Annotated in this window: 20 protein-coding genes and 1 pseudogene; 7 read left to right on the forward strand and 14 right to left on the reverse strand. The window is 69.6% G+C overall.

Features of this window, described 5'->3' with window-relative positions:
* Positions 1-45 precede the first annotated feature (45 nt).
* Positions 46-1,047 (reverse strand): LacI family DNA-binding transcriptional regulator, encoded by a 1,002-nt coding sequence (locus tag ABEB06_RS05835; RefSeq protein WP_425559762.1) that lies wholly within the window; start codon positions 1,045-1,047, stop codon positions 46-48.
* A 572-nt stretch (positions 1,048-1,619) separates the two neighbouring features.
* Here ABEB06_RS05835 and ABEB06_RS05840 point away from each other — a divergent pair.
* Positions 1,620-4,208, forward strand: a complete 2,589-nt coding sequence (locus ABEB06_RS05840; RefSeq protein WP_345695703.1) for an alpha-N-acetylglucosaminidase TIM-barrel domain-containing protein — start codon at positions 1,620-1,622, stop codon at positions 4,206-4,208.
* 484 nt (positions 4,209-4,692) lie between these two features.
* The gene (locus tag ABEB06_RS05845; protein WP_345695704.1) at positions 4,693-5,019 is read left to right on the forward strand and encodes an AI-2E family transporter; all 327 of its coding nucleotides are present in this window, start codon (positions 4,693-4,695) and stop codon (positions 5,017-5,019) included.
* A gap of 27 nt (positions 5,020-5,046) precedes the next feature.
* On the opposite strand, the pseudogene ABEB06_RS39300 reads toward ABEB06_RS05845, so the two are convergent.
* A pseudogene (locus ABEB06_RS39300) lies at positions 5,047-5,300 on the reverse strand (hypothetical protein); the annotation flags it as partial.
* Between the two features lie 27 nt (positions 5,301-5,327).
* A complete protein-coding gene (locus tag ABEB06_RS05855; protein WP_345695705.1) occupies positions 5,328-5,660 on the reverse strand; it encodes a hypothetical protein in 333 nt (110 codons plus the stop codon).
* Between the two features lie 1,289 nt (positions 5,661-6,949).
* On the opposite strand from ABEB06_RS05855, the gene ABEB06_RS05860 reads away from it, so the two are divergent.
* Positions 6,950-8,164: an ROK family transcriptional regulator gene (locus ABEB06_RS05860; protein WP_345695706.1), complete on the forward strand. Its 1,215-nt coding sequence runs from the start codon at positions 6,950-6,952 to the stop codon at positions 8,162-8,164.
* Between the two features lie 276 nt (positions 8,165-8,440).
* Here ABEB06_RS05860 and ABEB06_RS05865 read toward each other — a convergent pair whose 3' ends face one another.
* From ABEB06_RS05865 to ABEB06_RS05900, 8 genes are all read right to left on the reverse strand, one after another.
* Positions 8,441-9,739, reverse strand: coding sequence for an ABC transporter substrate-binding protein (locus ABEB06_RS05865; RefSeq protein WP_345695707.1), 1,299 nt, complete (start codon positions 9,737-9,739; stop codon positions 8,441-8,443).
* A 51-nt stretch (positions 9,740-9,790) separates the two neighbouring features.
* Positions 9,791-10,723, reverse strand: a complete 933-nt coding sequence (locus tag ABEB06_RS05870; protein ID WP_345695708.1) for an ROK family protein — start codon at positions 10,721-10,723, stop codon at positions 9,791-9,793.
* The gene (locus ABEB06_RS05875; RefSeq protein ID WP_345695709.1) at positions 10,720-11,352 is read right to left on the reverse strand and encodes a hypothetical protein; all 633 of its coding nucleotides are present in this window, start codon (positions 11,350-11,352) and stop codon (positions 10,720-10,722) included. The genes ABEB06_RS05870 and ABEB06_RS05875 overlap by 4 nt, the downstream gene beginning before the upstream one ends.
* A gap of 88 nt (positions 11,353-11,440) precedes the next feature.
* Entirely contained in the window at positions 11,441-12,748 is a 1,308-nt protein-coding gene (locus ABEB06_RS05880; RefSeq protein WP_345695710.1) for a family 16 glycosylhydrolase, read from the reverse strand.
* A gap of 318 nt (positions 12,749-13,066) precedes the next feature.
* Positions 13,067-14,350 (reverse strand): Gfo/Idh/MocA family protein, encoded by a 1,284-nt coding sequence (locus tag ABEB06_RS05885; protein ID WP_345695711.1) that lies wholly within the window; start codon positions 14,348-14,350, stop codon positions 13,067-13,069.
* 48 nt (positions 14,351-14,398) lie between these two features.
* On the reverse strand, positions 14,399-15,220 hold the full coding sequence (locus ABEB06_RS05890; protein WP_345695712.1) for a carbohydrate ABC transporter permease: 822 nt from the start codon (positions 15,218-15,220) through the stop codon (positions 14,399-14,401).
* Positions 15,220-16,215: a carbohydrate ABC transporter permease gene (locus ABEB06_RS05895; RefSeq protein WP_345695713.1), complete on the reverse strand. Its 996-nt coding sequence runs from the start codon at positions 16,213-16,215 to the stop codon at positions 15,220-15,222. The genes ABEB06_RS05890 and ABEB06_RS05895 overlap by 1 nt, the downstream gene beginning before the upstream one ends.
* Positions 16,212-17,549 (reverse strand): ABC transporter substrate-binding protein, encoded by a 1,338-nt coding sequence (locus ABEB06_RS05900; RefSeq protein ID WP_345695714.1) that lies wholly within the window; start codon positions 17,547-17,549, stop codon positions 16,212-16,214. Before ABEB06_RS05900 ends, ABEB06_RS05895 begins: the two co-directional genes overlap by 4 nt.
* A gap of 210 nt (positions 17,550-17,759) precedes the next feature.
* Between ABEB06_RS05900 and ABEB06_RS05905 the strand changes: the two genes are divergently transcribed.
* The 3 genes from ABEB06_RS05905 to ABEB06_RS05915 all read left to right on the forward strand — a co-directional run bounded on the left by ABEB06_RS05905 (position 17,760) and on the right by ABEB06_RS05915 (position 20,179).
* On the forward strand, positions 17,760-18,971 hold the full coding sequence (locus ABEB06_RS05905; protein WP_345695715.1) for an ROK family transcriptional regulator: 1,212 nt from the start codon (positions 17,760-17,762) through the stop codon (positions 18,969-18,971).
* 150 nt (positions 18,972-19,121) lie between these two features.
* Positions 19,122-19,604 carry a hypothetical protein gene (locus ABEB06_RS05910; RefSeq protein ID WP_345695716.1) on the forward strand — a complete coding sequence of 161 codons (483 nt, stop codon included), beginning with the start codon at positions 19,122-19,124 and terminating at the stop codon, positions 19,602-19,604.
* Positions 19,605-19,648: 44 nt separating this feature from the next.
* Positions 19,649-20,179, forward strand: a complete 531-nt coding sequence (locus ABEB06_RS05915; RefSeq protein ID WP_345695717.1) for a hypothetical protein — start codon at positions 19,649-19,651, stop codon at positions 20,177-20,179.
* 560 nt (positions 20,180-20,739) lie between these two features.
* On the opposite strand, the gene ABEB06_RS05920 is transcribed toward ABEB06_RS05915, so the two are convergent.
* From ABEB06_RS05920 to ABEB06_RS05930, 3 genes are read right to left on the reverse strand one after another with little or no spacing between them, the layout of a single operon-like run.
* A complete protein-coding gene (locus ABEB06_RS05920; protein WP_345695718.1) occupies positions 20,740-20,955 on the reverse strand; it encodes a phosphopantetheine-binding protein in 216 nt (71 codons plus the stop codon).
* On the reverse strand, positions 20,927-22,333 hold the full coding sequence (locus ABEB06_RS05925; RefSeq protein ID WP_345695719.1) for a type III PLP-dependent enzyme: 1,407 nt from the start codon (positions 22,331-22,333) through the stop codon (positions 20,927-20,929). Before ABEB06_RS05925 ends, ABEB06_RS05920 begins: the two co-directional genes overlap by 29 nt.
* Positions 22,330-23,730 (reverse strand): preATP grasp domain-containing protein, encoded by a 1,401-nt coding sequence (locus ABEB06_RS05930; protein ID WP_345695720.1) that lies wholly within the window; start codon positions 23,728-23,730, stop codon positions 22,330-22,332. Before ABEB06_RS05930 ends, ABEB06_RS05925 begins: the two co-directional genes overlap by 4 nt.
* Before the next feature lie 395 nt (positions 23,731-24,125).
* Here ABEB06_RS05930 and ABEB06_RS05935 point away from each other — a divergent pair, with 395 nt between their 5' ends.
* Positions 24,126-25,388, forward strand: coding sequence for a Gfo/Idh/MocA family protein (locus tag ABEB06_RS05935; RefSeq protein ID WP_345695721.1), 1,263 nt, complete (start codon positions 24,126-24,128; stop codon positions 25,386-25,388).
* Positions 25,389-25,499 lie beyond the last annotated feature (111 nt).

The following is a 25,499-nucleotide window of genomic DNA, read 5'->3' on the forward strand; positions in this document are numbered from 1 at the left end:
GCACACCACCACTGGCACAGCCGCAGTGGCGAACTGCGGCTTCCGTCACCCCTCTGCGGATTGACCGGTGCTGGCCCGCAGCACAAGCTGCGGCTCGATGGGCGTCGTCCGGGGGGCGGTCCCGGACTCGGCGGTGAGCTGCCGCATCAGGCAGTCGACTGCCAGGGCGCCGATCTCGGCAAAGGGCTGGGCGACCGTGGTCAGCGGCGGGGTGCAGTACCGGGCGAGGGGGATGTCGTCCACGCTGACGACGGAGACGTCCTCCGGAACCCGCCTGCCGAGCTCGTGCAGGGCGCGGATCGTCCCGAACGCCATCTCGTCACTGTCGACCATGATTGCGGTGGCCTCGGGAATCCGCCCGAGGATCAGGCCGTTGCGGTACCCGGACTCGGGCGACCAGTCGCCTTCCAGCTCGGGAGGGACGTGGCACCCCGCGTCCTGCAGTGCGCTGCGCCAACCCTCGGCCCTGCGGACGCACTCCAGCCAGCCGCTCGGACCGGAGAGACGCCAGACCGTCCGGTGGCCGAGGCCCAGAAGGTGTTCCGTGGCCACCCGCCCGATCGCCGCCTGGTCGATCGCGAGCACCTCGGTGGACGAAGTCCGGGAGCCGTCGACGGCCACGCACGGGATGGCGCGCGTGAGCTGTTCGATGCCAGGGCTGACGTTGATGAGCGGGACGGCCAGGACGATCCCCTCCACGCTCTGATCGACCAGCCTGCGCAGCGCGGTCTCAACGGCTCCGGAGTCGACCGACGGTGTCGTGGCGACGTTGACGTTGTAACCGTGCCGGAGGGCAGCGCGCTCGATGCTCTGCGCGTACGCCGTCCGCGCGTAGGAGTCGAGCTGCATCATCACAGCGCCGACGGTCAGGGTGCGCCCCGAGGAGAGCATCCGCGCCGCGTTGTTGGGGCGGTAGTCGAGCCTGTCGACCGCGGCGAGCACCCTTTCGCGCGTCTGCGGCCGCACGTTGGGATGGCCCGCGAGGACGCGGGAGACCGTCTGCGGCGACACCCCCGCGGCACGGGCCACATCGACCATGGCGGGCATGCGGTTGACCTGCTGTATTGCCTGCGATCCGGCCACGCTGCCGCATCCCTTCCCCGTCACGTCTCGCCACGATGATATCGGTTGCGTTCCGTAACGACGTGCGCCGTCCCGCCGAGCGACCCGACCGGAGCTGCCATGCTCCGGATACAAGTATTGATATCGATAACATCCTGTGCCAAAGTGGCCCGCACCGCAGCCAATGCACTACCGACCGGGCAAGGCGCAGCAAGCCCCCACAGGGAAATCATCGCGGTCTCAGCCTCACCAAAGGTGGCACCGCAGGTGACGTGGACTTCGACGCAGCCGCATGGGAAGAGTCCTCGCGACAGCTCCACCCCCACCGGTCCGGGTCGGGTTTCGGGCTTCATGATATCGATAACATTCCACCCCTGCACCGAGCTCGATCTCGGGCAACGGGCGAAGCCCGCCACCCACCTGGCCAAGCCGCACATCCGAAGGAACTCCCCCACCAGGAAGGCACCACCGTGAGCAGTGTCTGCGAGGAGCCCGGCACCAGAACGCGCGGACCCCGCCCCCGGCGGTTCGTCGTCCGGAGATGGATCGCCTGCGCCGTGGCCGTCACCACCGTCCTGTCTGCAGCCGCAGCCACCGTCGGCGCGGCGGCGGCCGCAGCAGTCCCGACCGCCGCGGCCGCGTCATCGGCATTCGACACGAGCGGTGTGCAGCAGCTCGCCGCCCGACTGATCGGACCGGGCCCGGCGGCGCAGATCACGTTCGTCGGACAACCTCGGACCGGCAGCGAGACATTCACGATCAAGGGGACGGCCGGTGCCGTCGAGATCGACGGCACCACCCCGGCCGCCCTGAGCACGGGCTTCGGGTGGTACCTGAAGTACGTCACCCACAGCGACATCGCCTGGGACAGCAGCCGGCTCAGCCTGCCGGCGACGATGCCTGCCCCAGCCGGGGCGATCACCCAGTCCGCGAATGTCGGGAACCGCCTGTACGGCAACGATATCTGGACCGACTACACCGGTCCGCACTGGACGTTCGCGGACTGGTCCCGCGAGATCGACATCCTCGCGATCCAGGGCTACAACCAGATCTTCATGCCGGTAGGCGTCGAGGACATCGCGCACCGGACCATGCAGCAGTACGGGTACTCGCGCTCCGAGATGTTGGCCTGGACATCACCGCCGTCGCACATGGCGGCCGGCATGTGGCAGGGAGGCTGGACCCTGGCCGACGGAGGGATCAGCGAGACCGCCCAGACCGCCCGCGTCACCCTGGGCAAGCAGGTGGCAGCCCGCATGCGGTCGCTCGGGATCACACCCGTGATGCCCGGGTTCGTCGGGTTCGTCCCCGACGATTTCGGCACCCGCAACGCCGGTGCGAAGGTCGTCAGCCGCGGCACCTGGTTCAGCCAGTCGCTGCTGTCGTGGCTCGACCCGTCGACCACCGTGTACCAGCAGGTCGCCAAGACCTTCTACAGCCTCCAGGACGCGACCTTCGGCGCCACGTCGATGTACGCGATGAACCCGTTCACCGAGGGCGGCAACACCAGCGTCGATCTGGCCGCCGCGGGGCAGGGCATCCAGCGTGCACTCCAGACCGCCCACCCGGGCGCGATCTGGGAAATGCACGCCTGGTCGGGCAACCCTTCGGGCTCATTGATCAGTGCGCTCAACAAGGCCACCACCCTCGTGGTGGACTTCAACTCCGACCGTTCCAACGAGGCCGCCGGAACCCGCGAGAGCCAGTGGGGCGGCATGCCCTACTCCTTCGGCGGCGTGCTCGACTTCGGTGGCCACACCACGATGGGCGACAACCTCGGGGTGTGGAACAGCCGGTACTGGGCCTGGAAGAACCGCACCGGGAGCGCCCTGGCCGGGATCGGGGTCTCGCCGGAAGCCGGACACGGTGACGCCCTCGTACCGGAGTTCATCGGAGAGATGGCCTGGCGCACCGGGCCGGTGACCATCGACGACTGGTTCACGCAGTACGCGCTCCGCCGGTACGGTGCCGCCGACGGCAACGCGACCGCCGCGTGGCTGGCGCTGGCCCACACCGCGTACGCCACTCCGGCGGACGGCTGGGACGAGGAAGCCGACAGCCTCTTCAACGCCCGCCCGTCGCTGAACGTCAACACGGCGGCCTCCTGGTCGCCGACGACAGTCCGATACGACACCGCCACGTTCGAATCCGCCCTGACCAGCCTGCTCGCGGTCTCCCCCGCACTGCAGAACAGCTCCGCCTACAAGTACGACCTCGCAGTCGTGGCACGGCAGGTCCTGGACAACAACAGCCGAGTCCTGCTTCCACAGATCAAATCGGCCCACACGGCCAAGGACCTCACCCGCCTCCGGAGCCTGACCTCCGAATGGCTCAACGAGATGAAGCTCACCGACCAACTCGTCGGCACCGTCCAGGGTTTCCTGCTCGGCCCCTGGATCGCCCAGGCGAGTGCCGACGGGGCCGACGCCGCCGAAAGCGCCAAGTTCGTCGCCGACGCGAAGGAGGTCCTCACCACCTGGGGCAACCAGGCGCTGTCGGAGGCGGGACTGCACGACTACTGCAACCGCGACTGGAACGGCCTGGTGGGCGACCTCTACTACGACCGGTGGAACACCTACTTCAACACGCTCATCACCGCACTGCAGAACAACACCACCCCGACCCAGACCGACTGGTACAGCAAGGAGCGGGACTGGATCAACACCACCGGCACGTCCTACGCGACCACCGCGTCGACCGCCGACGTCCACGCCCTGGCTGTGCAGGCGCAGAGCGCGTACACGAAGGTGAACGGGAGCAACACCACCACCACGGTGGTCAGCGCCGCCTCCGGCAAGTGCCTGGACGACGCCGCGTTCAACACCGCCGACGGCGCCAAGGTGGACATCTGGACCTGTGACGGCGGCGCCAACCAGCAATGGACCTACGACCCGACCGCCAAGACCCTCACCACGATGGGCAAGTGCCTGGACGACTTCGCCTTCGGCCGGACGCCGGGATCCAAGGTGGACCTCTGGACCTGCGACGGCGGGGCCAACCAGCAATGGACGTTCAACAGCAACGGCACCGTCACCGGCCTGGCCGGGCTGTGCCTGGAGGTCGCCAAGGCTGCCACCGTGAACGGAACCCCCGTGCAACTGAACACCTGCAACGGCAACAGCAACCAGGCCTGGTCAAGGGTCTGACCCCGGCTCCGGACCGCTGGCCCCCTCCGGCGGACCAAGAGGGGCGGGCGCCACGGGGAGGCCTCTGTCTCCCCGCGGCGCCCCTCGTGCTCGCCGACGGGCGGGCGGCGGTGGCGGCCGGGCCTCTCAGGCGCCGACCATGGCGCGCAGGTCCTCGGCGCTGTCCCAGCCGTAGGTGGAGAAGCCCCGGCCGTCGCCGGCGAGGTAGGCGGTGAGGGCGGCGTGCGAGGTGGGGAACATCGGGGTGGGCAGCGCGTCGGCGTCGATCCACCGGACCGCGAGGTGCTTGTCCGGTTCGGAGTTCGTCAGCTCACTAGCGGCCGGGCTGCTCCCCCGACCTCAGCTCCCACTGGTGCCTCGGCCCCCTGGTTCGGGCACGGCGCGATCTGCGCCGCGCCTTGCGGAGCACGGCAACGCCGCTCGCTTCCCCCGCTTCGGAGGCTGAACAGCCGCAGTGCGGTGATCTTGTTCGTGCCACCGAGTCATGGGCCGTGGGCTGTCTCGGTGCAGCCGGGGCGCGCTCGGCCCCGGTGCCGGCATCGTCGTCAGCCTGGTCGCCCTCGCGGTCTCCTGGCCGGTCGCCCTGGCCACGGCAGGCTTCTACATCGGCTTCCGACTGCTGGAGGACTACCTGATCATGCCGCGGACGATGAAGTTCGCCGTCGACGTCCACCCCTTCGTCACCATCGTGGCCGTTCTGATCGGCGGCGCGCTGCTGGGCATCGTCGGCGCACTGGTCGCCGTCCCGGCCGCGGTCGCCCTCGGCCTGCTGCTGGACGAGTTCGTCTTCCCCCACCTCGACCACCTCTGACAGGGATGATGTGGCTGGTGGTTCTGCTCATGCAGCCCGGCTCGCTTCCTCATGTTGTTGCCAAGCCGTCTCGGTCACCGGTGGTGCGACCGGTAGCACCACCGGTCACGGATCAGGGCCCACATGACGTTGACGCGTCGGCGGGCCAGAGCCATCACGGCCTGGATGCGCCGCTTCCCCTCGGCCCGCTTGCGGTCGTAGAACTTTCGCGAGTTCGGGCCGCACCGGATGCCGACCAGCGGGGAAGTGCAGAAACCGCGCTGGTACTGGCTGGGGCGGTGCGGTTCACTCGCGCGGCCGCGAACGACTCAGGCGACCACGCGCAGGAGCGGGGCGGAGGCACCGGCCCCGGGGTAAGGCTGCAGCTCGGGCAGATCGGCGTCATGGAGAAGCGGGAAGACACGGCAGCCATAGGCCTCCAGCTGAGCCGCGGTCGCCCGTGCCGCGTCGTCGTCAATGGAGAAGACCCACAGCCCGGGCACGAACACTGCGTCACGGAGACCGGCGGCGGCCTGGGCCAGAAGCTCGTCCAGGGCGGGCTTGGGGCCGCGGGAAGCAGCGCCGTCGTCCAGGAAGAGGGTCGGCTCCCAGTGGCCACGGTCGAGGGCGAAGCGGCGCAACTGGTCGGTGAGGTGTTGCACGCCCCATGCGTCCGCCGGATAGCAGCGAACGTAGCAGGCGGGGGCGGAGCGGTTCGGGCGGGCGGGCGATCGCAGCGGGTCTGCGTCAGCTTGCCAGGCTTGGCTGGATGCCATCGGGAGGCCGCCTTTCGGAGTCGGCTCTGCGTGAGCCTGCACGATCACTGAGAGAGAGTTGTGTCGAGTTCCTTCGCAACTGCTACCACGCTAGTTCCGACATACCAGCAGCACAAGCATATACGTCGAGCTTTTACGAAAATACACGATGTAAGAGTCTTTCCTCACTTGGAGTGACACACCTCTTCGATGCGGCCGCCGTCCGGGGGTGTCAGCGGCGGCCGGCTTCCAGCCCGCGCCGCAGAGCGTCGAGAAACGCCTTCGAGTCGTTGGCGTCTTTGACGAAGCTCCGCGCCGGCTCGGCACAGGTTGCTCCCACCCCGCACCCCGGTAGCGAGGACCTCGGCCAAGCCGTTGCCGCAGGCAACACGCCCCCAGGTGTCGGCACGCTGTTCGTGGCTTCTCCGCAAGAGGTAGGGCGTGCCGGACGGGATGTCGGTGGCGAATTCGATCCGGGCGGCCCTCGGGGCCCGGGCTTCTGGGCACCCCGGACCCCGCGGAGAAGGAACAGCACCTGGACTGCAGCAGGTTGCCCGTCACGGTCGACTCGGCAGGGACTGCTCCGAGAAGGACCACATGGTGCTGCTCGGCCCCGCTGTGGAGAGTGGGCGCCAGGAACTGGCAGACCTCGTTGCTTCCGGACATTCGATGGTGTTCGACCACGGGCTCGGCGCACGTGCCGAGCTTTGGCCTGGATCGCCGAGCGCTCCTAGGAGCCCAGCGGCGAGGGCGAAGAACTGCCCGGCCCTCAGCTGCAGTTCATGCTCGCCATGGGGCTGATCAGCAGACGGCGACGACCACCGTTGATCATCGTGAGCCGTGTGGACAAACCGAAGATCGGCCCGTGGCCGTGGGCCACAGCGTTGACCGTGCGCACTGGCAGTCGGACCCGCCCAGGGAGAACTGCTGGAAGATCGCCGAACAGCAGGTGCCACGAGCCCGGCCGGGATGCAGCAGATGCCCAGTCGAGCGTCCCGGGATGCCGACCAGATCCGCGACGGCCTGCGGGACTCCGTCGTTGACCGCCTGCGCGACGAAGAAGCCGCATTGGTGTCGACGTGACCGGGGACCTGAGCGCCTGCAGTGCCGTCCATGTTACGTTGCAGGGTTACGCAAGTCCTGGCCGTAAGATGATGCGCAAGGCCGAGGGCATGATCAGACGGAGGCGAGCAAGCGTGAACAAGCCAGCACTCAGCGGCGGCGATCCCGCCCTGCTGCGCCGACTGAACATCGAGTCCGTCCTGCGTACGCTGCGCAACGCCGAACCGATGACGCTCACCCAGATCGGTGCCGCCACCTCGCTGTCCCGGCAGACGGTCGATGTGGTGATCACCGAGCTGACGGAAGGCGGGTGGATCGAGGAGGTTGCCCCCGAGAAGTCCATCGGCCGTCCGGCCCGGCGCTACCGCTTCCGGGCCGAGACCGGCCATGTCCTGGGTGTGGATGTCGGCTCCAGCGGGCTCCGGCTCGCCCTCGCCGATCTCGACGGCAAGCCTGTCGCGGCCGAGTGGTCGCCGATCGACCCGATCGAGGGGGGCGCGGCCCGACTGGAGGCGGTCAGGGTCGGCGTCGAGGAGTTCCTCGGCCGCCAGACCGGAATCAGGCTGCGGGCGCTGTGCCTGGGGGTACCGGCGATCGTCGACGGGTCGGGCCGGGTCAGGCTGTCCACGCCGATGCCGGAGTGGAACGGCTCGGAGCTGGCGCGTGTCGCCGGCACCTGGTTCGGTTGCCCGGCGTACGCGGAGAACGATGCCAATCTCGCCACCCTCGCCGAGCACTGGCTCGGCGCCGCGCAGCAGGTCGACGACTTCATCCAGGTGATCGCCGGGCACCGGACGGGCACCGGGATGATGCTCGGCGGTCGGCTGCACCGCGGCCGCGGCGGAGCCGCCGGAGAGATCGGCGCGCTCGCCGTGCTCGGCTGGGAGAGCGACGCGATGAACGTGGTCCGGGAGGCCGCGGACTCCGCGAAGATCTTCGCCGACGCCCAGGCCGGCGACAGTGTCGCCGTCGAACAGGTCGACCGCTTCGCCCACACCCTCGCCCAAGGCATCGCCGCGATGGTGCTGACCATCAACCCCGAGCTGGTCGTGGTCGGTGGCGGCCTCTCGCAGGCCGGGGAAGCGATGGCCGGTCCCATCCGGAACCACTTGGAACGGCTGTGCCTCGACGTGCCCCGGGTGGATGTCTCGGCGCTCGGCGCGGAGGCAGTCGCGCTCGGCGCGGTGCGCCTGGCTCTCGACCGCGTCAACGAGGAGCTCTTCGGCAGCCACGGCCTCGGTCGGCCTGCCGCGGCGAATGGCGCGCGTGGGGCCCACCGCCCACTGAACCCCGCCGCCCTCGATTCCCCGAGGCCCGACCCGCTCTCCGGCTGGGCCGAACTCCGGTAGCCGGACTGGCGCGCATGCCGAACGTGGCGGACAGGACACCCGCACCGCGCTGTCCCTCCAGCCAGGAGTCCGCCGCCCGCGTCGCAGATGAACGGCTCGGCTCTGCACTCGGAACATAGATCTCGGGACAGGGCATGGCAGGCACTCCCACGAGGGGCGTCGCGGTCATCACAGTGGCACCACCCGGGCAGCGCCGAGGCGGGCAGCCGGTAGGGACCTCCTCCGCCAGGAGACGTTCTTCTCGGACCGACGGTGCAGCCGATGACCGTGGACCGGTCAGCCGGTGCGGGCCTTCTGCCAGTCCTCCTGGATCGCGTGGAGGTACGCGGCCGGGGTGACGGCGCCACCGAGAAGCTGCCGGCTCTGGACGGTGAGAGTGTTGTTCATGGTGCTGGTGCTGTTGGCGAAGAAGTTGACGAGGCCGTTGTCCCGGTTGACCGCCGCCCAGCCCTTGGCGATGTCGTTCATCACGTTCCCGTCGGCGGCCTTCACCGTGTCGGCGTGCGCGACGGGCAGGAAGCCGGTGTCGAACTGGATCTGCGCAGCTTCCTGGCTTCCCATGAAGTCTAGGAAGGCCGCCGCCTCGTCGGGGTGCGCAGCCCGGGTCGGGACGGCGTACGCCACGGAAGTGCCGATGGCGGTGGTCGTGCCGCCGTTGCCGGGGAAGGGCAGGAAGCCGACCCGGCCGTGCATGGCACGGTCGACGACCTGAGCGTCCCAGGAGCCGTCGAACAGGAACAGGCCCTTCCCTGCGGTGAATTCGTTGACCGCCGTGGGCAGGTCGTTGTCGTTCGCGTCGGCGGGGAAGTAGCCCTTGCGGGCCCAGTCGCTCAGTGTCGCCGCCGCGGTGTTCCCTCCTGGCGTGTCGATCGTCGCGCCTTGCCTGCCGTTGACCCAGTCCGTGGTCTTGGCCGCACCATCGACCGAGTCGACGATCGACTGAACGAGGAACGACGAGTGCCCCGCGCGATTGCCGAGCTGGATCGGCAGTTCGCCGGCCGCCTTCGCCTTGGCCAGCGCGGTGTCGAACTCGGCGCGGGTGGCGGGCGGCTTGAGCCCGAGGCGGGTGAGCTTCTCCCGGTTGTAGTACACGCCGGTCATGGAGAACCCGGCGGGAGCGGCCCACAGGGTTCCGGTGCCGAGCTGTCGGCCGTCGGGAGTGGACCGCCACTGGGCGAGTTCGCCGGACGGGTAGGCGGTGTTCCAGCCGTACTTCGTGGCCCAGCCGTCGAGGCTGCGGACGAGTCCGGCCTTCGCGGTGCCGCCGAGCTTGTTCAGCAGCGCCAGATCGGGTGCGTCGGGCGAGGCCAGCAGGCGGTCCAGGCCCGTGTCGTAGGCGTCCTGGGGGGTGTAGTGGACCTCGACGTCAACGTCGAGGTGTCGGGCGTGGAAGGCGGCGGCCAGGACTCTCAGGGTTCCCGCGCTCTCGGATGTCGCGACCGTCAGCGTGATTCCTGTCGGCCCCGTCGGAGCTTGAGGAGGATTGCTGCCGCAGGCGGTGAGCAGTAGCGCGGCAGCCAAGGTGGCGGCCGGCCCGGTGGCGGTTCGGCGCCTGGCGGGCGGTGGTTGTCGCATGGAATCTCCGTCTTTCGGGGGTCGTGGCTCAGCGGCTTGCACGACCGACAGTCAGCGGCCCATCGCCCGCTGGGCGAGCAGAGCGGCGCCGATGCAGCCGGCCCTTTCACCGAGGGCGGCCTTGACGAGGCGGGGCGGGCGCTGGAAGGTCAGGCGCGCGGCCAGGCGGCGCTGGAGAGGGTCGAGCAGGAGTTCACCCGATTCGGCAAGGCCGCCGCCGATGACCACTGTCTCGGGTGCCAGCACCGTGGTCAGCGCGGCCAGCGCGATGGCGAGGGCTTCCACCGCGCGGTCCCAGACCGCGCGGGCGTGGCGGTCACCGACGAGGAGGCGGTCAGCGACCTCGGCGGCGCCGGCGACCGGCCTGCCGGTGCGGGCGGACAGTTCGGCGGCGATCGCGGATGCCGAGGCGAGGGCTTCGAGGCAGCCGGTCGCACCGCAGGCGCAAGGCGGTCCGGGCTGTTCAACGGACAGGTGGCCGATCTCGCCCGCCCAGCCGCTGCCCGTGAGCAGGTGGTCGTCGCTGATCAGGGCGGCGGCGATGCCGGTGCCGACGGCGAGGAAGGCGACGTCACGGGTGCCGGCGGCGGCTCCGAGGACAGCCTCGGCGAGGCCGCCGGCGCGGACGTCGTGGCCGACGGTGACCGGGAGGCGGCCCTTCAGTCTCCTGGCCAGCGGCAGGTCCTCAAAGCCGAGGTTCGCGCTGAAGCGCACTTCACCGAGTTCCTCGTCGACGATGCCGGGCACGACCACGCCGGCGCGCACGGGGTCGATTCCCCGGGTCAGGGCTCGGGTGTCAAGGTCGGCGAGGACCTCGCGGATCGCCTCGACGACGGCCTGCGGACCGTCCCGGACCGGGGTGGGGCGGTTGAGGGTGAGGACCGGTCGCAGGTCCGGTCCGACGACCGCGCCCTTCATGGCGGTTCCGCCGACGTCCAGGGCGATCACGTACGCCTCGGTGACGGGTGTGCCCGCGATGCTCACGGCTTCGCCTTCGGTCCAGCGGTGGGGACCGGGGGGTTCTGCGCCTCCAGCGGGTTCTTGTCGATGGCGACGATGGCCCAACGGTCGCCCTGCTTGGCGAGGCTGACGGAGCGGTGCTGGGTGTAGGGCTTGTTGAGCTCGAGATGGCTGGTAGCGAGGTAGCCGGGGTCCGCCGCGGTGAACTCGATGGTGGCGTCCATCTGGACCTTGGCGGTGGTCATGTCCTTGGGGAAGGTGGACTGGTACCAGGCAATGCTCACCTGGCGGGTGGCGAGGTGGTTGGTGGTGAACAGGGCGGCGAGCTTGGTGTCGTACTGCTGGGCGCGCAGGGAAGCGGTGAAGTCGGTTCCGTAGAAGGTGAATTCCTGGGTGGTGCTGTCCGCGATGCCGGCGGCGTCGCGGTTGTCGACGGCTCCGGAGTGCAGCACCACGGTCTTCCGGACGGCTGTGACCACCGGGTCGTCGTCAGGGAGCTGGCGGATGGTCTTGCCGTCGGCGTCGATGACGTGCCAGAGGCTTTGCCCCGAGTGGTCGGGAACGGTGGGGCCGGGGGGCGCGGGCTGCGCCGTGGTGCAGCCCGCGGCGGCAAGGACGGCCGCGAGGGCGAATGCGACGGGTCGGACGGACATGGTGTGTGCTCCTGGGGGTGCGGCGCGGGCCGCCGTGGGGTGCGGCCCGCGCCCGTGATGCCGGGTCAGGCTCTTGCGGGGTTGGGGGTCAGGAGGCGGGTTCGAAGGTCCACTGACCGGTCCACCAGGTGCTCGGCGCGGCGCCGTGCTGGAGGTTGCCGGTGAGGTTCTCGGTGTGGGCGTAGGTGCCGGTGGAGCGGTTCTTCAGGCGGGTGTAGCCGGAGACGGCTTCCTCGGTCCACTGGCTCCGGGCGTCGGTGGCGGGCAGGCTCCCGTAGTGGACGACTGCGTCGGCGGTGGTGGTGTTCATGTACTCGCCGGTCCAGCGGTTGCGGTAGCGGGTGTAGCCGTCACCGGTGGTCTCCTTGGACCACTGGGAGCTCCAGTAGGTGGCCGGCACGTTGCCGTACTGGACGTTGCCGGTCTTGTTCTCGATGTTGAGGTACTGACCGGTCTGGTGGTTCTTGATCCGCTGGTACGGCTCGGGGTAGCCGGCGTTGTTCTTGAAGACCCGGATGTAGTCGACGTTCCAGGTCTTGGGCCAGGTGTCGTTGTGGACGCCGGAGCCGGCGTCGGTGTAGAGGCCGAGGATCATGCCCATGGGCGAGTTCGGCGCGTCGTTGATGGTCTTGTAGAGCTGGTTGTCGTAGTAGAAGTTGAGCTGGGTGGGGGTCCAGTCCATGCCGTAGACGTGGTACTCGGTGGTGGGGCTGCCGCTGGGCACGGCCGCGTCGGACAGGTACCAGCTGGACAGGAAGTTGGGGTCGCTCCAGCCGTAGGCGGCGATGCGCCAGTTGTTCGGCTTGGAGAAGAACGTCTCGATCATGTCGATCTCGGAGTTGGCGTTGGCGCTGGTGGTGTCGTCGGTGCCGACGAGCCACATGGCCTGGTGGCCGCCGCCGCCGACGTTCGAGTTCTTGGCCCGGATCTCGAAGTAGCCGTACTTGGTGGAGTAGCCGTTGAAGTCCGGCTCGTGGTGGTCGTTGGGCATCGAGGAGTTGAAGCGGTGCCACCAGTCCTTCTCGTAGGACTGGATGCTGGAGATCTTCACCGTGCCGTCGTACTGGGCGTTCCAGGCCGGGGTGTCGGCGTCCAGGCGCTCGGTGAGGACGCCGTCGGCGACGGTGTAGCGGGCCTTGGCGTTGGCCGGGGTGGAGGTCCAGTGCGGCAGGTAGGAGTCCAGCCACTTGGCGGAGTTGAGCGTGGTGCCGTCGAACTCCTCGTCGAAGTCCAGGGTGTAGCCCGACTTCGTGGTGGGGTTGGGCGGGAAGTCGGCGGCCTGCGCGGCCGTCACCGGCGCCGCCAGCGCGGCGGCCGTGACCAGGCCGGCGACGGCGAGGGCTGCCCGGCGGAGCCGGGACGGGGTGGGCGCGGTGCCCGGGGGGTGTGCAGCCATGGTGGGGTCCCTTTCAGGGAGGTGGGGGTGCTGCATGGCTTCCGGCATCCGGCGTCGCGGAACCGGAGATCGGGGGGCGGTGTCCCGGGGCGTCAGGGTTCGGCGCTCCGTGCGGGGAGGTGTTCCGAGGACGCCCCGGGCGGTCCGGGTCCTGTCCAGGGGGGCGGACCCGGGGTGGGGGTGGGCCGGCTCAGTCGCCGGGTGCGCGACCAACCGCCGGTTTCCCTGGACGGCTGCGGCCGCTCGCGCGGTGACAGCCGTCCGGGGACGTCCGGGCCCGTGGTCCGGGGAAGGTCGGGCCCGGAGATCTCGAGTGATTCAGTCGAGGTGCTCGACCGTCCCGTTGTGGCGGGAGCGTTCGGCGGCCCAGGCCACCCGGTGGCTCTCCAGGCTGGTCGCCGGGTCGGAGAGGATGTGCCTGGGATCACCGGTGCAGAGGGCGTCGAGGAAGGCGTCGACCAGGCGCTCGTCGCCGCCGCCGTGGCCGCTGCCCGCGTCCGGGCCGTCCACGCCGAGCACCAGGGTCTCCTCGTGTCCGGTGACGAAGTCGGTGACGGTGGCGTTGACGCCGTCGCCGTCGAGGGAGCCGCGGGTGCCGAAGATCCGGGTCTTGCGGTGGGTGAACGGGGTGAACGCGGTCATCGTGAACGAGGCCGTGGCGCCGTTCGCGTACTCGAGGTTGACCACCTGGTGGTCGACCACGTCGTTGTCGCACGCGTACACGCAGCGCCCGTACGGTCCTTCGCGCAGCGCCTGCACGACGCCTTCGGGGGTGCGCGCGCCGGTCACCGCGGCGAGCGGCCACCGCTCCCGGTCCGGGTCGCCCAGACACCCCAGGTACAGGCGCGGCGCGGAGTAGGGGCAGGTCGGCTCCAGCGGGCAGTCCAGGCAGTTGTCCGCCGCGGTGGCCGGGCGGTTCTCCGGCCGGAAGTGGCTGAGCGAGCCGAACGAGGACACCTTGGTGACCGAGGAGCCGACGATGTAGGAGAGCCAGTCCAGGTCGTGCGAGGACTTGGCCAGCAGCATCGGGGTGGCCAGGTCCTCCCGCCGCCAGTTGCCCCGGACGTAGGAGTGCGTCTGGTGCCACCAGCCGACCGGTTCCAGGTGTTCGACGCTGACGATCTCGCCGAGCCTGCCGGAGTCGATGATCGCCTTCACGCCCTGGGTGTAGGGCGTGTAGCGCAGGACGTGGCAGACGGCGAGCATCACGCCGGCCTCGTTCACCGCGTCGGTGATCCGGCGGACATCCTGCTCGCTGGTGGCCATCGGCTTCTCCAGCAGGATGTGGTAGCCGAGCCGAGCGAAGTGGACGGCGGGTTCGACGTGGTCGGCGTCCTGGGTGGTGACGATCACCGCGTCGGCCTCGGGGGGCCGTGTGGCCAGCTGCTGCCAGTCGTCGAACACCTCGGCGTCGGGGTGGCGGGCCGCGGCGGCTGCGGCGCGGGCTGGGTCGGGTTCGGCGATCGCCACGACCTCGGCGCGGCCGGTGTACGCCGCGTAGGTGGCGTAGGTGGAGCCGCGGCCACCGGCGCCGACCAGGATCAGACGGGGCGGTCGGGCGGGGGTCGGGGAGGTCTTCGGGTGCAGGAGGGCATGCGTCATGGCGGTGGGTCCCCCAGGTGACGGTGGAGAGAGAACAGGTGTGAAGGGTCAGCCCTTGACGGCGCCGGAGAGCATCCCGGCGATGAAGTGCCGCTGGAAGAACAGGTAGACGGCGACGACAGGGGCGATGACGATCAGCGTCGCCGCAGAGAGCAGGGGCACGTCGATGTTGTGTGCGCCGACGAAGAAGCCGAGGCCGGCGGGGGCGGTGCGTCCGGCGGGGTCCTGGATGAGGATCAGCGCGAGCAGGAACTGGTTCCAGGCCCACAGGAAGTACAGCAGGCCGAGGGTGATCAGGGCCGGCTTGGCGCAGGGCAGCAGGACCTTCCACAGCACGGTCCAGCTTCCGGCGCCGTCGACGGCTGCGGCCTCGACCATCTCCTTGGGCAGGGCGAGGAACTGCTCGCGCATCCAGAAGGCGCCGAAGGGCATGAACAGGCCGACCAGGGCGAGGATCAGCGCGAGCGGGGTGTCGATCAGCCCGAGCGAGCGCAGGTCGTAGTAGAGCGGCACCACCGCGGCCTCGTACGGCAGGGCCAGGCCCAGCATCAGGAAGGCGAAGATCACCTTGCGGCCGCGGAACTCCATCAGGGCGAAGGCGTACCCGGCCAGGGAGGCGCAGACCAGCGCCAGCGGGACGACGCCGAGGGCGATCACCGTGCTGTTGCTCAGCAACTGCCCGAACCCTGCGGTGGACCAGGCCCGGGTGAACGACTCGAACGTGGGGTGCTCGGGCCACTGGAGGCCGCCGACCAGGGTGCCGGGCGGGTTGAGCGCGGCGAGCACGATCCCGGCGAACGGGACGAGCACGGCGAGGCAGAAGGCGGCCATCACGGCACGGCCGAGTAGACCTTCGAAACGACGGTTCATCAGTCCTTCTCCCCCGTGATCCGGTTGATCCCCAGCACGACCAGGGCGATCAGCGCGCTCAGCACGACGGCCAGGGCGCAGGCGGCGCCGACCTCGCCGTTGGTGAAGGCGAGCCGGTAGATCAGCACGCCGGGGACGGTGGTGGAGTCGCCGGGGCCGCCGCCGGTGGTGACGTAGACGACGTCGAAGCTGGCGAGCGCGGCGATCACGGTGATGGTCATGGCGACGCCGATCTCGGCGCGCAGCCCGGGCAGGGTGACGGCGAAGAACTCGCGGACGGGTCCGGCACCGTCGAGCCGGGCGGCCTCGTACAGGCTGGTGTCGATCTTCTGGATGCCGGCCTGGAAGACCACCAGGCACAGCCCCAGCATCACCCAGGTGCCGACCAGCCCGACCGCGACGTACGCCCAGGTGAAGTCGCCGAGCCAGGCCCGGGTCATCGAACCGAGGCCGATCGCGCGCAGGCCCTGGTTGACGATGCCGTCGGTGGAGTACATCCACTTCCAGGTGACACCGACCGCGACCAGGGGCACGACCTGCGGCAGGAAGAGCACGGTGCGGCTGACCGGGTAGCGGCGTCCGCCGCGGCCGCCGATGACCGCGGCGAGCAGCAGGCCCAGGGCGATCGGCAGCAGCGAGTAGAAACCGATGAAGCCGAGCGCGTGCAGGACCGAGGCGCGCAGCGCGGGGTCGGTCAGGACCTGCCGGTAGTTGTCGAGCCCGACCCAGGTGCCGGCGGTGACGCCGTCCCACGCGAAGAACGACAGCCACACGGTGTGCAGCCACGGCAGGCCGACGAACGCGGTGTACAGGGTGAGCGCGGGCGCCAGGTAGAGGTACGCGACCTTCCGGCCGGCCGGGCGGCGGGGGCCGACGCGCAGGGTGCGCGTCGGCTGGCCGGCTCGGGCCTGCGACCGGGCGCCGGGTTCACCGCCGGGGGGCGGGGTGGCCCGGTGTGCGGTGCCGCGCGGCTCGCGCAGGGGGGTGCTGGTCACTGGTGGCCCTTGGTCCAGTCGTTCTGCAGAGCGTCGAGGTACTGCTCGGGTCCGATCTTCCCGCCGATCAGCTGCTGGCCTTGGGAGGTGAGCGTGTCGCCCATGGTGGCGTCGGTGTTGGCGAAGAAGTTCACCAGGCCGTTGTCCTTGTTGACGGCGGCCCAGCCCTTGGCGACCTCGTTCATCACGTTGCCCTCGGCGCCCTTGACCGTGTCGGCGTGGGCGACCGGCAGGAAGCCGGTGTCGAACTGGATCTGCGCGGCCTCGGGGGTGTTCATGAAGTCCAGGAAGGCGGCGGCCAGGTCGGGGTTCTTGGCCTTGGCGGGGATGGCGTAGGCGACCGAGGTGCCGATGCCGGTGGCCTTGCCGCTCTCACCGGGGAAGGTGAGGAAGCCGGTCTTCCCGTGGGCGGCCTTGTCGATCACCTGGGCGTCCCAGGAGCCGTTGAACAGGAACAGGCCCTTGCCCTTGGTGAACTCGGCGACCGAGCCGGGCAGGTCGGTGCCGTTGGCGCCGTCCGGCAGGTACCCCTTCTTCGCCCAGTCGGCGAGGGTGGTCGCGGCGGCGGTGCCCCCGGGGGTCTTGATGGTGGCGCCGGCCTTGCCGTTGACCCAGTCGCTGGTCTTCGCCGCGCCGTCGGTGGCGTCCACGATCGACTGCACGATGAAGGACGAGTGGCCCTGCAGGTTGCCGAGCTGGACCGGCAGCTCCCCGGCCGCCTTGGCCTTCGCGAGGGCGGCGTCGAACTCGGCCCGGGTGGTCGGCGGGGTGATGCCGAGCTTCGCCGCGATGTCCTTGTTGTAGAAGACGCCGACCACCGAGAACCCGGCCGGCCCGGCCCACAGGTGCCCGGTGCCCAGCTGCTTGCCGTCGTCGCTCGCCCGCCACTGGTCCAGCTCGGTGGACGAGTACTTGGCGTCCCAACCGTAGGCCTTGGCGTAGTCGTCCAGGCTGCGCACCAGGTTGGCCTTGACGGTGGTGCCGAGCTTGTTCAGCAGCGCCAGGTCGGGCGCCTGGTCGGAGGAGAGCTTCAGGTTGAGGCTCTTGTCGTAGTCGTCCGGGCCCGTGTACTGGAAGTCCACCGTGATGTTCGGGTGCTTGGCATGGAAAGCCTGCGCGAGGGCCTTAGTGGTACCGGCGTTCTCGGAGCTCACGATCGTCAGCGTCGCACTCCCGGTGGGCAGTGCGGTGGAGACGGGGCCGGTGGGGGCCGGTCCGGCCGAGGAGCCTCCGGGAGTCAGGCCGCCACAGGCGGTCAGGCCGGTTGCGGCAGCCACCAGCATGGCGCACATCGCGGTGGTGCGGGCCGAACGGCGAAGGGGTCTTGCGGACATGGGTGCTCCTCAAAGGGGCAGGGTCGGACATGCGAAACCCTGCACGTTGTCGAGACTACGCAAGGAGTTATGGCGACTTCTTGCGTAAGTCAGAGCATGCTCCCCCGGACGCCAAGCCGTCAAGGCATTACGTAATTGCTTTCCGTAACGTTTCGGCATAACATGGCGGCAGGAACGCAGGGGGCGTTCCACATCCTGAAGCGAGGTCCTGTGAACGGCACTGCCCTCACCGGCGGCGACCCCACCCTGCTGCGGCGGCTCAACACCGAGGCCGTCCTGCGCGTCCTGCGCAGCGCCCAGCCCATGACCCAGTCCCAGATAGGCAAGGCCGCTTCACTTTCCCGGCAGACCGTCGACGCCGTCCTCGAGGAACTCGGCGAGAACGGCTGGACTGAGGAGATCGCCCCCGAGAAGGCCATCGGCCGACCCGCCCGCCGCTACCGCTTCCGGGCCGAAGCCGGACACGTCCTCGGCATCGACGTCGGCGTCACCAAAACCACCCTCCTGCTGGCCGACCTCGACGGCACCGTCGTCGCCACCCGGCGTGCCGACCTGCCCCAGCCCCTGGACGCCGCCGAACGCTCCGCCGCCCTGCGCACACTCGCCGCCGACCTCCTCGCCGAACACCCCGCCGCCCGCCTGCGCGGCCTCTGCCTCGGCGTCCCCGCCGTCATCGACGGCGCCGGCCGGATCCGTCTGTCCACCCCGCTGCCCGAGTGGACCGGTCTCGACCTCGCCCGCGAAGCCGCCACCTGGTTCGACTGCCCGGCGCACGTCGAGAACGACGCCAACCTCGCTGCCCTCGCCGAACACTGGTGCGGCGCCGCGCGGCACGCCGACGACTTCATCCAGCTCATCGCCGGCCGACGTTCCGGAGTCGGCATGATGCTCGGCGGGCGCCTGCACCGCGGCCGCGGCGGCGCGGCCGGCGAGATCGGTGCCCTCGCCGTCCTGGGCTGGGACGGAGACGCCGTGAACGACATCCGCAACGCCTCCGACCCGGCCCGGATCTTCGCAGAAGCCCAGTCCGGCGCCCCCGAGGCCGTCGAACTCGTGGACCGCTTCGCCCGCACCGTCAGCCAAGGTCTTGCCGCGATGGTCCTCACCGTCAACCCCGACCTGGTGGTCATCGGCGGCGGCCTCTCCCGGGCCGGCGACGCCGTCACCGATCCCGTCCGCGCCCACCTCGACCAGCTCTGCCTGGACCCGCCCCAGGTCGCTGCCTCCATCCTCGGGACCGAAGCGGTTGCCCTCGGCGCCGCCCGCCTCGCCCTCGACCACCTCAACGCCCGGCTCTTCGGCGCCAACAGCACCCCCGAACCGGCCGGCCCTCGGCCGGAACCCGCTCTCCTGCCCCTCAACGAGCAAGCCTTAGCCCCACCAACAGGCCCCGCTCGAGCAGCCAACCCGCCGATCACCTGACAGCGGCCCGCATCGACCTGCCGCTCGGCACCGGCGGCGACCGCATCGTCGTCGAGTGCCGCAAGCCCGACTCCGCCACCCCGGACGTCGACGTCAGCCGGAGCGTCGACGTCTACCGCGTGTCTGGCGGCCGGTACGGGCAGCGCCGTCATGATCAGCAACGTCAAGCACGACGACAAGGCCGCCACCGGCTCCTTCGCCACCAACGGCGCTCCGCTGACCGACACCACAGCACACCTGTCGATCAGTGCCACCGGTACCGGCGCCGACGTTCGCGTCCAGCTCGGCGCCGGCGGCACCGCCCCCACCGGCAAGCCCGCCGCCGACCTGTTCACCACACCCACTCCCTCGGGCCCCAGCACCGCACCGGCCTCACCGCCGCCCAGCCGCTCCGACGAGCACTCGGACGACCACGCCGCGATCGGCTCCACTTCCGCATCCCTCGCCCCGGCCACCACGGCAACCTGCGACGGCGACGAGGGCGACGCCGCAAGCACTGACACCGGCCGGCGGTGCCCGGGCGGGCACCGCCGGCCGACGGGTCTCTCCGTAGCCGCAGCGTTCTCGACCAACGGCGTGCCACAGGTCATCAGGGAGAGGTGGCCTGGCCGTTCCCCATGTGGCGGGTGGTGAAGACCGCGTAGGTGCGGGCGAGCCGGGGGCGTCGACCCGGTGGCGTGCGCCGCCTTGCCTGCGACGACGACACGACCGCGATCGTCTGCATCTGGGACGAAGGCGAGAACTACTGGCCCTCCACGCATGCCGATCACGCCGATCCGTTCTCGCACGCCTCCGGCATCGATCTGTTCCAGGCAGCCACCAGGACCCTGGATGTTCTCGGGATCCGCACACCCCGGATTCGTCTGGCCGACCCGAGCCGGAGCCGCTACCCCGCGGTCGTCGAGGACGTGCCCGGAGAAAACCTCGGAGCACTCCGGCGCGACCCGCACCACGCGGAACCAACCGTGGCGCTCCTGGCCGTGGCCCTCGACGTCGTGCAACGGCACACCGGCCCGTGCTTCGGCAAGGCCGCCCTGCGCGACACCCGGATCGGACGGGTCCGCGAGCATCTGGAGCAGGTGGTTCACGAACTGGCCGCCACCGTGCATGCGCGTTCGGAGTACGGACCCGTCCATATGGGAGCACGCATTCCTACGGATCCGATTCGGCGAGCACTACCGGTTGCCGGCCGACAGCGCCCTCGATGAACAGCGTCCGGCCTTCTACACGCCGGCGATGCGGCTGTCCCTCGTCGCCGGACCACTACGGCTCCCGGACGGAGACTTTCCCGACCGCGACACGATGTCGGGGATCGCCGAGTACAACCTCCAGCAGACACTTGCCCTTATAGCTGCAGGTGATCGCTGAACCCCTCGGAATCGATCATCCAGTGGGCTGAGACGTTCGCTGGGTCGCCGGCCCCATCGTCGAGCAGCGGTACCAGGCCGCCGGCCGAACAGCGGCCATCGGCACTCGCCGGCCGCACAGCTCGTCCGCTGCCGGCTCCGCGTCGCGCTCGCCAGCAACCGTGAGCTGCAAGAAGGTGGAGCGCCGTGGGTTGCGAAGAAATGACAGAGGATGCCGGCGTCGCGGTCCGGAGAAGTGTGCGACGCCGGCATCCGGCTGTGTCGAGGTGGCTGTCCTTCGGCGGCTGCTCGCGGTTCCCGCGGGACCGGGCGGGCGACCCGGTCTGCGGAGCATCACTGAGTGGACCGGTCGGCCCGGTCTGCAGTCGGACGACGTCCGAGCCGGTGGGCGAGCGAGGGTACTACCGGTCCGAGACCGCGTGGTCCGCCAGACGTGTCTCGACGAACATGCCGAACGAACCGACGGTGTCGAAGACTTCAGGTGTCAGCTCGTCGGCGTCGATCTGCAGTCCGACCCGGTCTTCCAGAATCATCAGGAGCTCGATGACGTTCGTCGAGTCCAGGGCGAGGTCGTTGAACAGGCGGGTCTCAGCGGTCAGCTCCGGCAGGTCTCGCATCAGCGTCTCCACGAGGACCTCGTGAACCAAGGTCATCGTCTTGTCGGTCAGGTCCTTCGTCATCGTTGTGTCTCCTTGTCAGTGCGGGTCGATGGGGCGGTTCGGCCGCCCGGGCCAGATCAGCGTGGGTGGACTGGCGGGAGAGGATGTCCTCGGTGGTGTCCGGCGCTCGGACCAGGTAGGTCCTGCCGCGCAGGACCACAACCTCGCCCGGGTAGCCGTGGCTGAGGAACAGGGTGGGTGAGGCGGTCGGGCCGTAGGCACCCGAACGCCGGACGCCGATGAGGTCCCCCGGTTCCAGGTCTTTCCGCAGTGCCACGCCCTTGGCGATGGTGTCGTTCGGGGTGCACAGCGGCCCGGCGATGTTCCAGGACTCCACAGGTGCCTCGCCCGCTCCCCCACGGGAGAGTTCGGCGATCGGGAAGTTGCGCTTCACGAAGGAGCCGATGCCCACGGCCGCCATGTGGTGGTGAGTCCCGCCGTCGACAACGGCGTAGCTCTGTCCCATCGATTTCTTCGTGTAGCGCACGCGCACGAGGTAGGTGCCGCACCCGGCGACCAGGAATCGGCCCGATTCCATGATCAGCCTGGTCTCCGGCTGGGCTGTGGCGAACTCCTCGATCAGCGGGTTCAGGCCCTCGGTGAGCTCCGCCAGGTCGAGGTCACGCTCGCCGTCGAAGTAGGCGACGCCGAGGCCCCCACCCACGTCCACGGCATCCAGCCTGATGCCTGTCGCCTCCTTGACGCGCCTGGCCAGGTCCAACACGTAGGCGGTGTTCCGGACGATGACCGACGGATCCAGGATCCGGGTGCCCAGGTAGACCTGAATGCCTGCGACATCGGTGTTCGTCAACCGTTCCAGGAACGGGGAACAGCTGAGGACCGCTTCCTCATCGATGCCGAACTGGGTCGGTTTCCCTCCCATTGTCAGCCGGGAGCCCGCCACCGAGAAGGGCGGATTGATCCGGAGGAGCACTCGAATCCGGCGACCGACGGCCTCGGCCGCGCGGTCGATCGCCGCCAACTCCGTGAACGACTCGCAGACGACCGCGTACACACCCGCGTCGATGCATCGAGCGATCTCCCGCGCACTCTTGCCGGGGCCCAGAAACATGATGTTCTCGGGATCCGTACCGGCCCGCAGGACGAGCTCCAGCTCCGCGAGCGAGGAGACCTCCGCCCTGGCGCCGGCTGAGCGCAGGACGTCGTAGACCCCGCGGTTAGGGTTCGACTTCAGCGAGAAGAAGACCTCCAGCGCAGGGTGCAGGGCACTGCGCAGGCGGCGGAAGTTGTCGACGAGCCAGTCGCCGTCGTACACGTACGTCGGCGTGCCGTACTCCTCGGCGATTCCGGTCCAGTCGATGTGGCCGGGGGTCAAGGGGTCACCAGCCCTTGCATGACGTCCTCCAATCGCGCCAGTCGGCGCAGGGTGTCGGCCTCGTCGTCACCGACGACCAGGGCGTACAGCCGGCCGTACTGCTGGTCGTCGGCCAGTAGGGCCGCATTGAGGGTGGCAAAGTTGTTGATCAGTACGCCGCGGGCGCCTCCTCGGACGTGCTCTTTCGAATCCAGGAGGAGGCCGTCAAGCGCCGACCGCACCTCCTCGAACCCGACCGTCCGGGTGGGCCGCAGTTCGAGCTGGGTGGCCAGGACGTGAGCCCCGGGCGGGATCAGCTCCTCGGCGATCCGGTTCTGGAAGGTAGCCATGTTGAATCTGGCGTTGATCTCCAGGCACGGGTAGAGGACTCCGTCGGCACCGAGCAGGGCGTCGACACCGACCAAGCCGTGGAAACCGGATGCGTGCAGCGCCTCGCCGATGCGCTCGGCCGCGTTCTCCAGCACCGCTGTGTCCTGCGGGCCGAGACCGGCCGGGAAGACGTGACCACGGTGGACCCCGTTCTGGGTCAGTGCCAGTTTGACGGTCTCGAACGCGGTGCCGCCGTCCCGTCCCACCAGGAACTGATAGTTGAGGTCCGCCCGCTTCTCCAACCAGTGCTCGACCACCACCGGAAGGCGATCGTCGGTCGAACTGCGGCGGGAAATCATCCGGATCAGCCGTTCGCCGCGCTGCGAGCCGTCCAGGACGACCATGCCTCGACCCGACACACCCAGTGATTCCTTCACGACGAGCCGGGCCGACGGGTCTGCGAAGGCCTCTTCCAGCGCCCGTGCCAGTTCCCGGACCGTTCGGCACACCGTCCCGGGTACAGGCGTCAGACCGAGCGCGTCGACCAGGTCCCGGCTGTAGATCTTGCCGTTCACCTGCCTGGCCACCGCGGAGCCGGCACCCGCGAGCGGGAGACCCGATGCCGCAGCGAGGCGTTCTTCGAGGACCGAAACGCCCATCGGGGCGAGGTAGGTGCGGCCGTCGTTGAGCGCCCGCAGGGTTTCGAGCAACCGCGGGGAGTCCAGCGCGTCCTGCGTCACCGTGCGCGATGGATTGTTCCCGTCGACCGTCAGCACGGTTGCCGCGAGGAGCCCGAGGTTCGACAGATAGGCCGCGTAGCCGGGGTCCGGCATCTCCTTGAGGACGACGAAATCACCCTGCGCGGCGAGGCACAGTCCCACTTCCTCGATCCGGTTGACGGTGGCCGGGGCGAACGACATCCCGGCGCCGGGGAGCCCGGGCTCACCCTCCGCCCAGAACCGCTCGACCTCGAAGTTGTTGAGGTGGACGAACCTGGCCTCCGGGTCGCCCACCAGCGCGTTCTTGAGCCGCGCGGTGAAGGTCCCCGGCACTGCCGGCGATGGCGCGGGGGTTGGCGGGTCGGGCATGGCGCTCACATCCCTCGTGTCGCTGCGGGTATGGCTCAAGCTAGCCGATCAGCGGGTAGATATTCAAACTATTTTTATAATTAACCGCAGGGAGAGCCCTGCGCCGACCACGCAGATGCAAGCCGGGCACTGGGCTACCGGCCCCGCCCGACGCCCGACTCCGCCCGTCGCAAAGTGCCATCTTCTGCGACCGCCGCCCCCGCGCCGCAGCAGACGACGGAGCGGGCGAGCCACCCGTGCGATCCCCTTGACAGGCAAACCTGCCGTCGATTATTAATGCAGCCATCTTTAATAATCTCGCTAAGCTGAAGGACCCTACACGTGCTTCCCTGCCTGATCGCCGAACCGCACGCGCACCCCGTCGAATTGCCCGCGACTCCCTGCGGAACAGCCCGGTGAGCGCCGGCCGAAGGCCCGTGGCACTGGCAGTCGCAGGGCTGGGCACACGGGGCCTCGGCTACGCCAGGCTCGCCGCAAGCCACGGCGCCCGCATCACCGCGATCGCCGAGCCGCGGGAAGCCGTACGGGCCGCGGCAGCGGCCGAGTTCGGCGTGCCGGCCGCAGCCGTGTTCCCTGACTGGCAATCGATGGCGGCCGCCGGCCGCCCTGCTGACGCCTTGGTGATCGCCACCCAGGACCAGGACCACCTCGGTCCTGCAGTCACGTTCGCCGAGATGGGCTGCCACCTGCTGCTCGAGAAGCCGATGGCACCGAGCGAGGTGGACAGTCGGGTGATCGTGGAGGCCGCCGAACGCGCAGGCGTAATCCTCGCCGTCTGCCACATGCTGCGTTACACCCCGTACACCCGTGCGCTGAAAGAAGCCCTCGACTCGGGCCGGATAGGCGACATCGTCTCGGTGGAGCACCTGGAATCGGTGGGCTGGTGGCACCAGGCGCACTCGTTCGTACGGGGCAACTGGAACAGCGAGGCCGGGTCCTCCCCGATGCTGCTGTCCAAGTCAAGCCACGACATCGACTGGCTGATCCACGTGATCGGCCAGGTGCCGACTCGGGTGTCCTCGTTCGGCTCGCTGATGCACTTCCACAGCGGCAACGCCCCGGCCGGGTCGACAGAGAACTGCCTGGACTGCCAGGTGGAGGAGTCGTGCCCGTACTCGGCCAAGCGGATCTACCTCCGCTGCCTCGGCGACGAACGCCGGGAGTACTGGCCACTGAGTCCGGTGACGCCGGAACGCACCGAGCAGGGTGTCCTGGCGGACCTGCGAAACAGCCCTTACGGACGTTGCGTGTACCGCTGCGACAACGACGTCGTGGACCACCAGGTGGTGACCATGGAGTTCGGGAGTGGTGCCACCGCCTCATTCACCATGAGCGCCTTCACCCGGCTGGAGCACCGCAAGACCCGGCTCTTCGGTACCAGGGGACAGATCGAGGGGAACGGCGTGCGGCTTCGGATCACCGACTTCGTGACCGACACGGACAGCGTCATCCTCACCCGCAGCAGTGCGGGATCCACACTCCCCGACGGGCACGGCGGCGGCGACGAGGCCATGATCGAGGGCTTCCTCGACGCGGTGGCCACGGGAGACCGCTCCCACATCAGATCGGACGCGTCCGCCTCGTTGGACTCGCACCGGGTGGTGTGGGCTGCGGAGGAGGCGCGAAAGACCGGCGCTGTCGTCGCCATCGGCCGGTAGTCTCGCCCACCGGTTCCTTCCCCATCCTGCCCCGACGTGCGGCAGGAGCCTGTTTCGCACGGATGGTGCCCGAGTCGCACCGCCGTGCCCCATACGACGAGGCGGTGATTC

It is taken from the genome of Kitasatospora terrestris (genome assembly GCF_039542905.1).
GTDB lineage: Bacteria > Actinomycetota > Actinomycetes > Streptomycetales > Streptomycetaceae > Kitasatospora > Kitasatospora terrestris.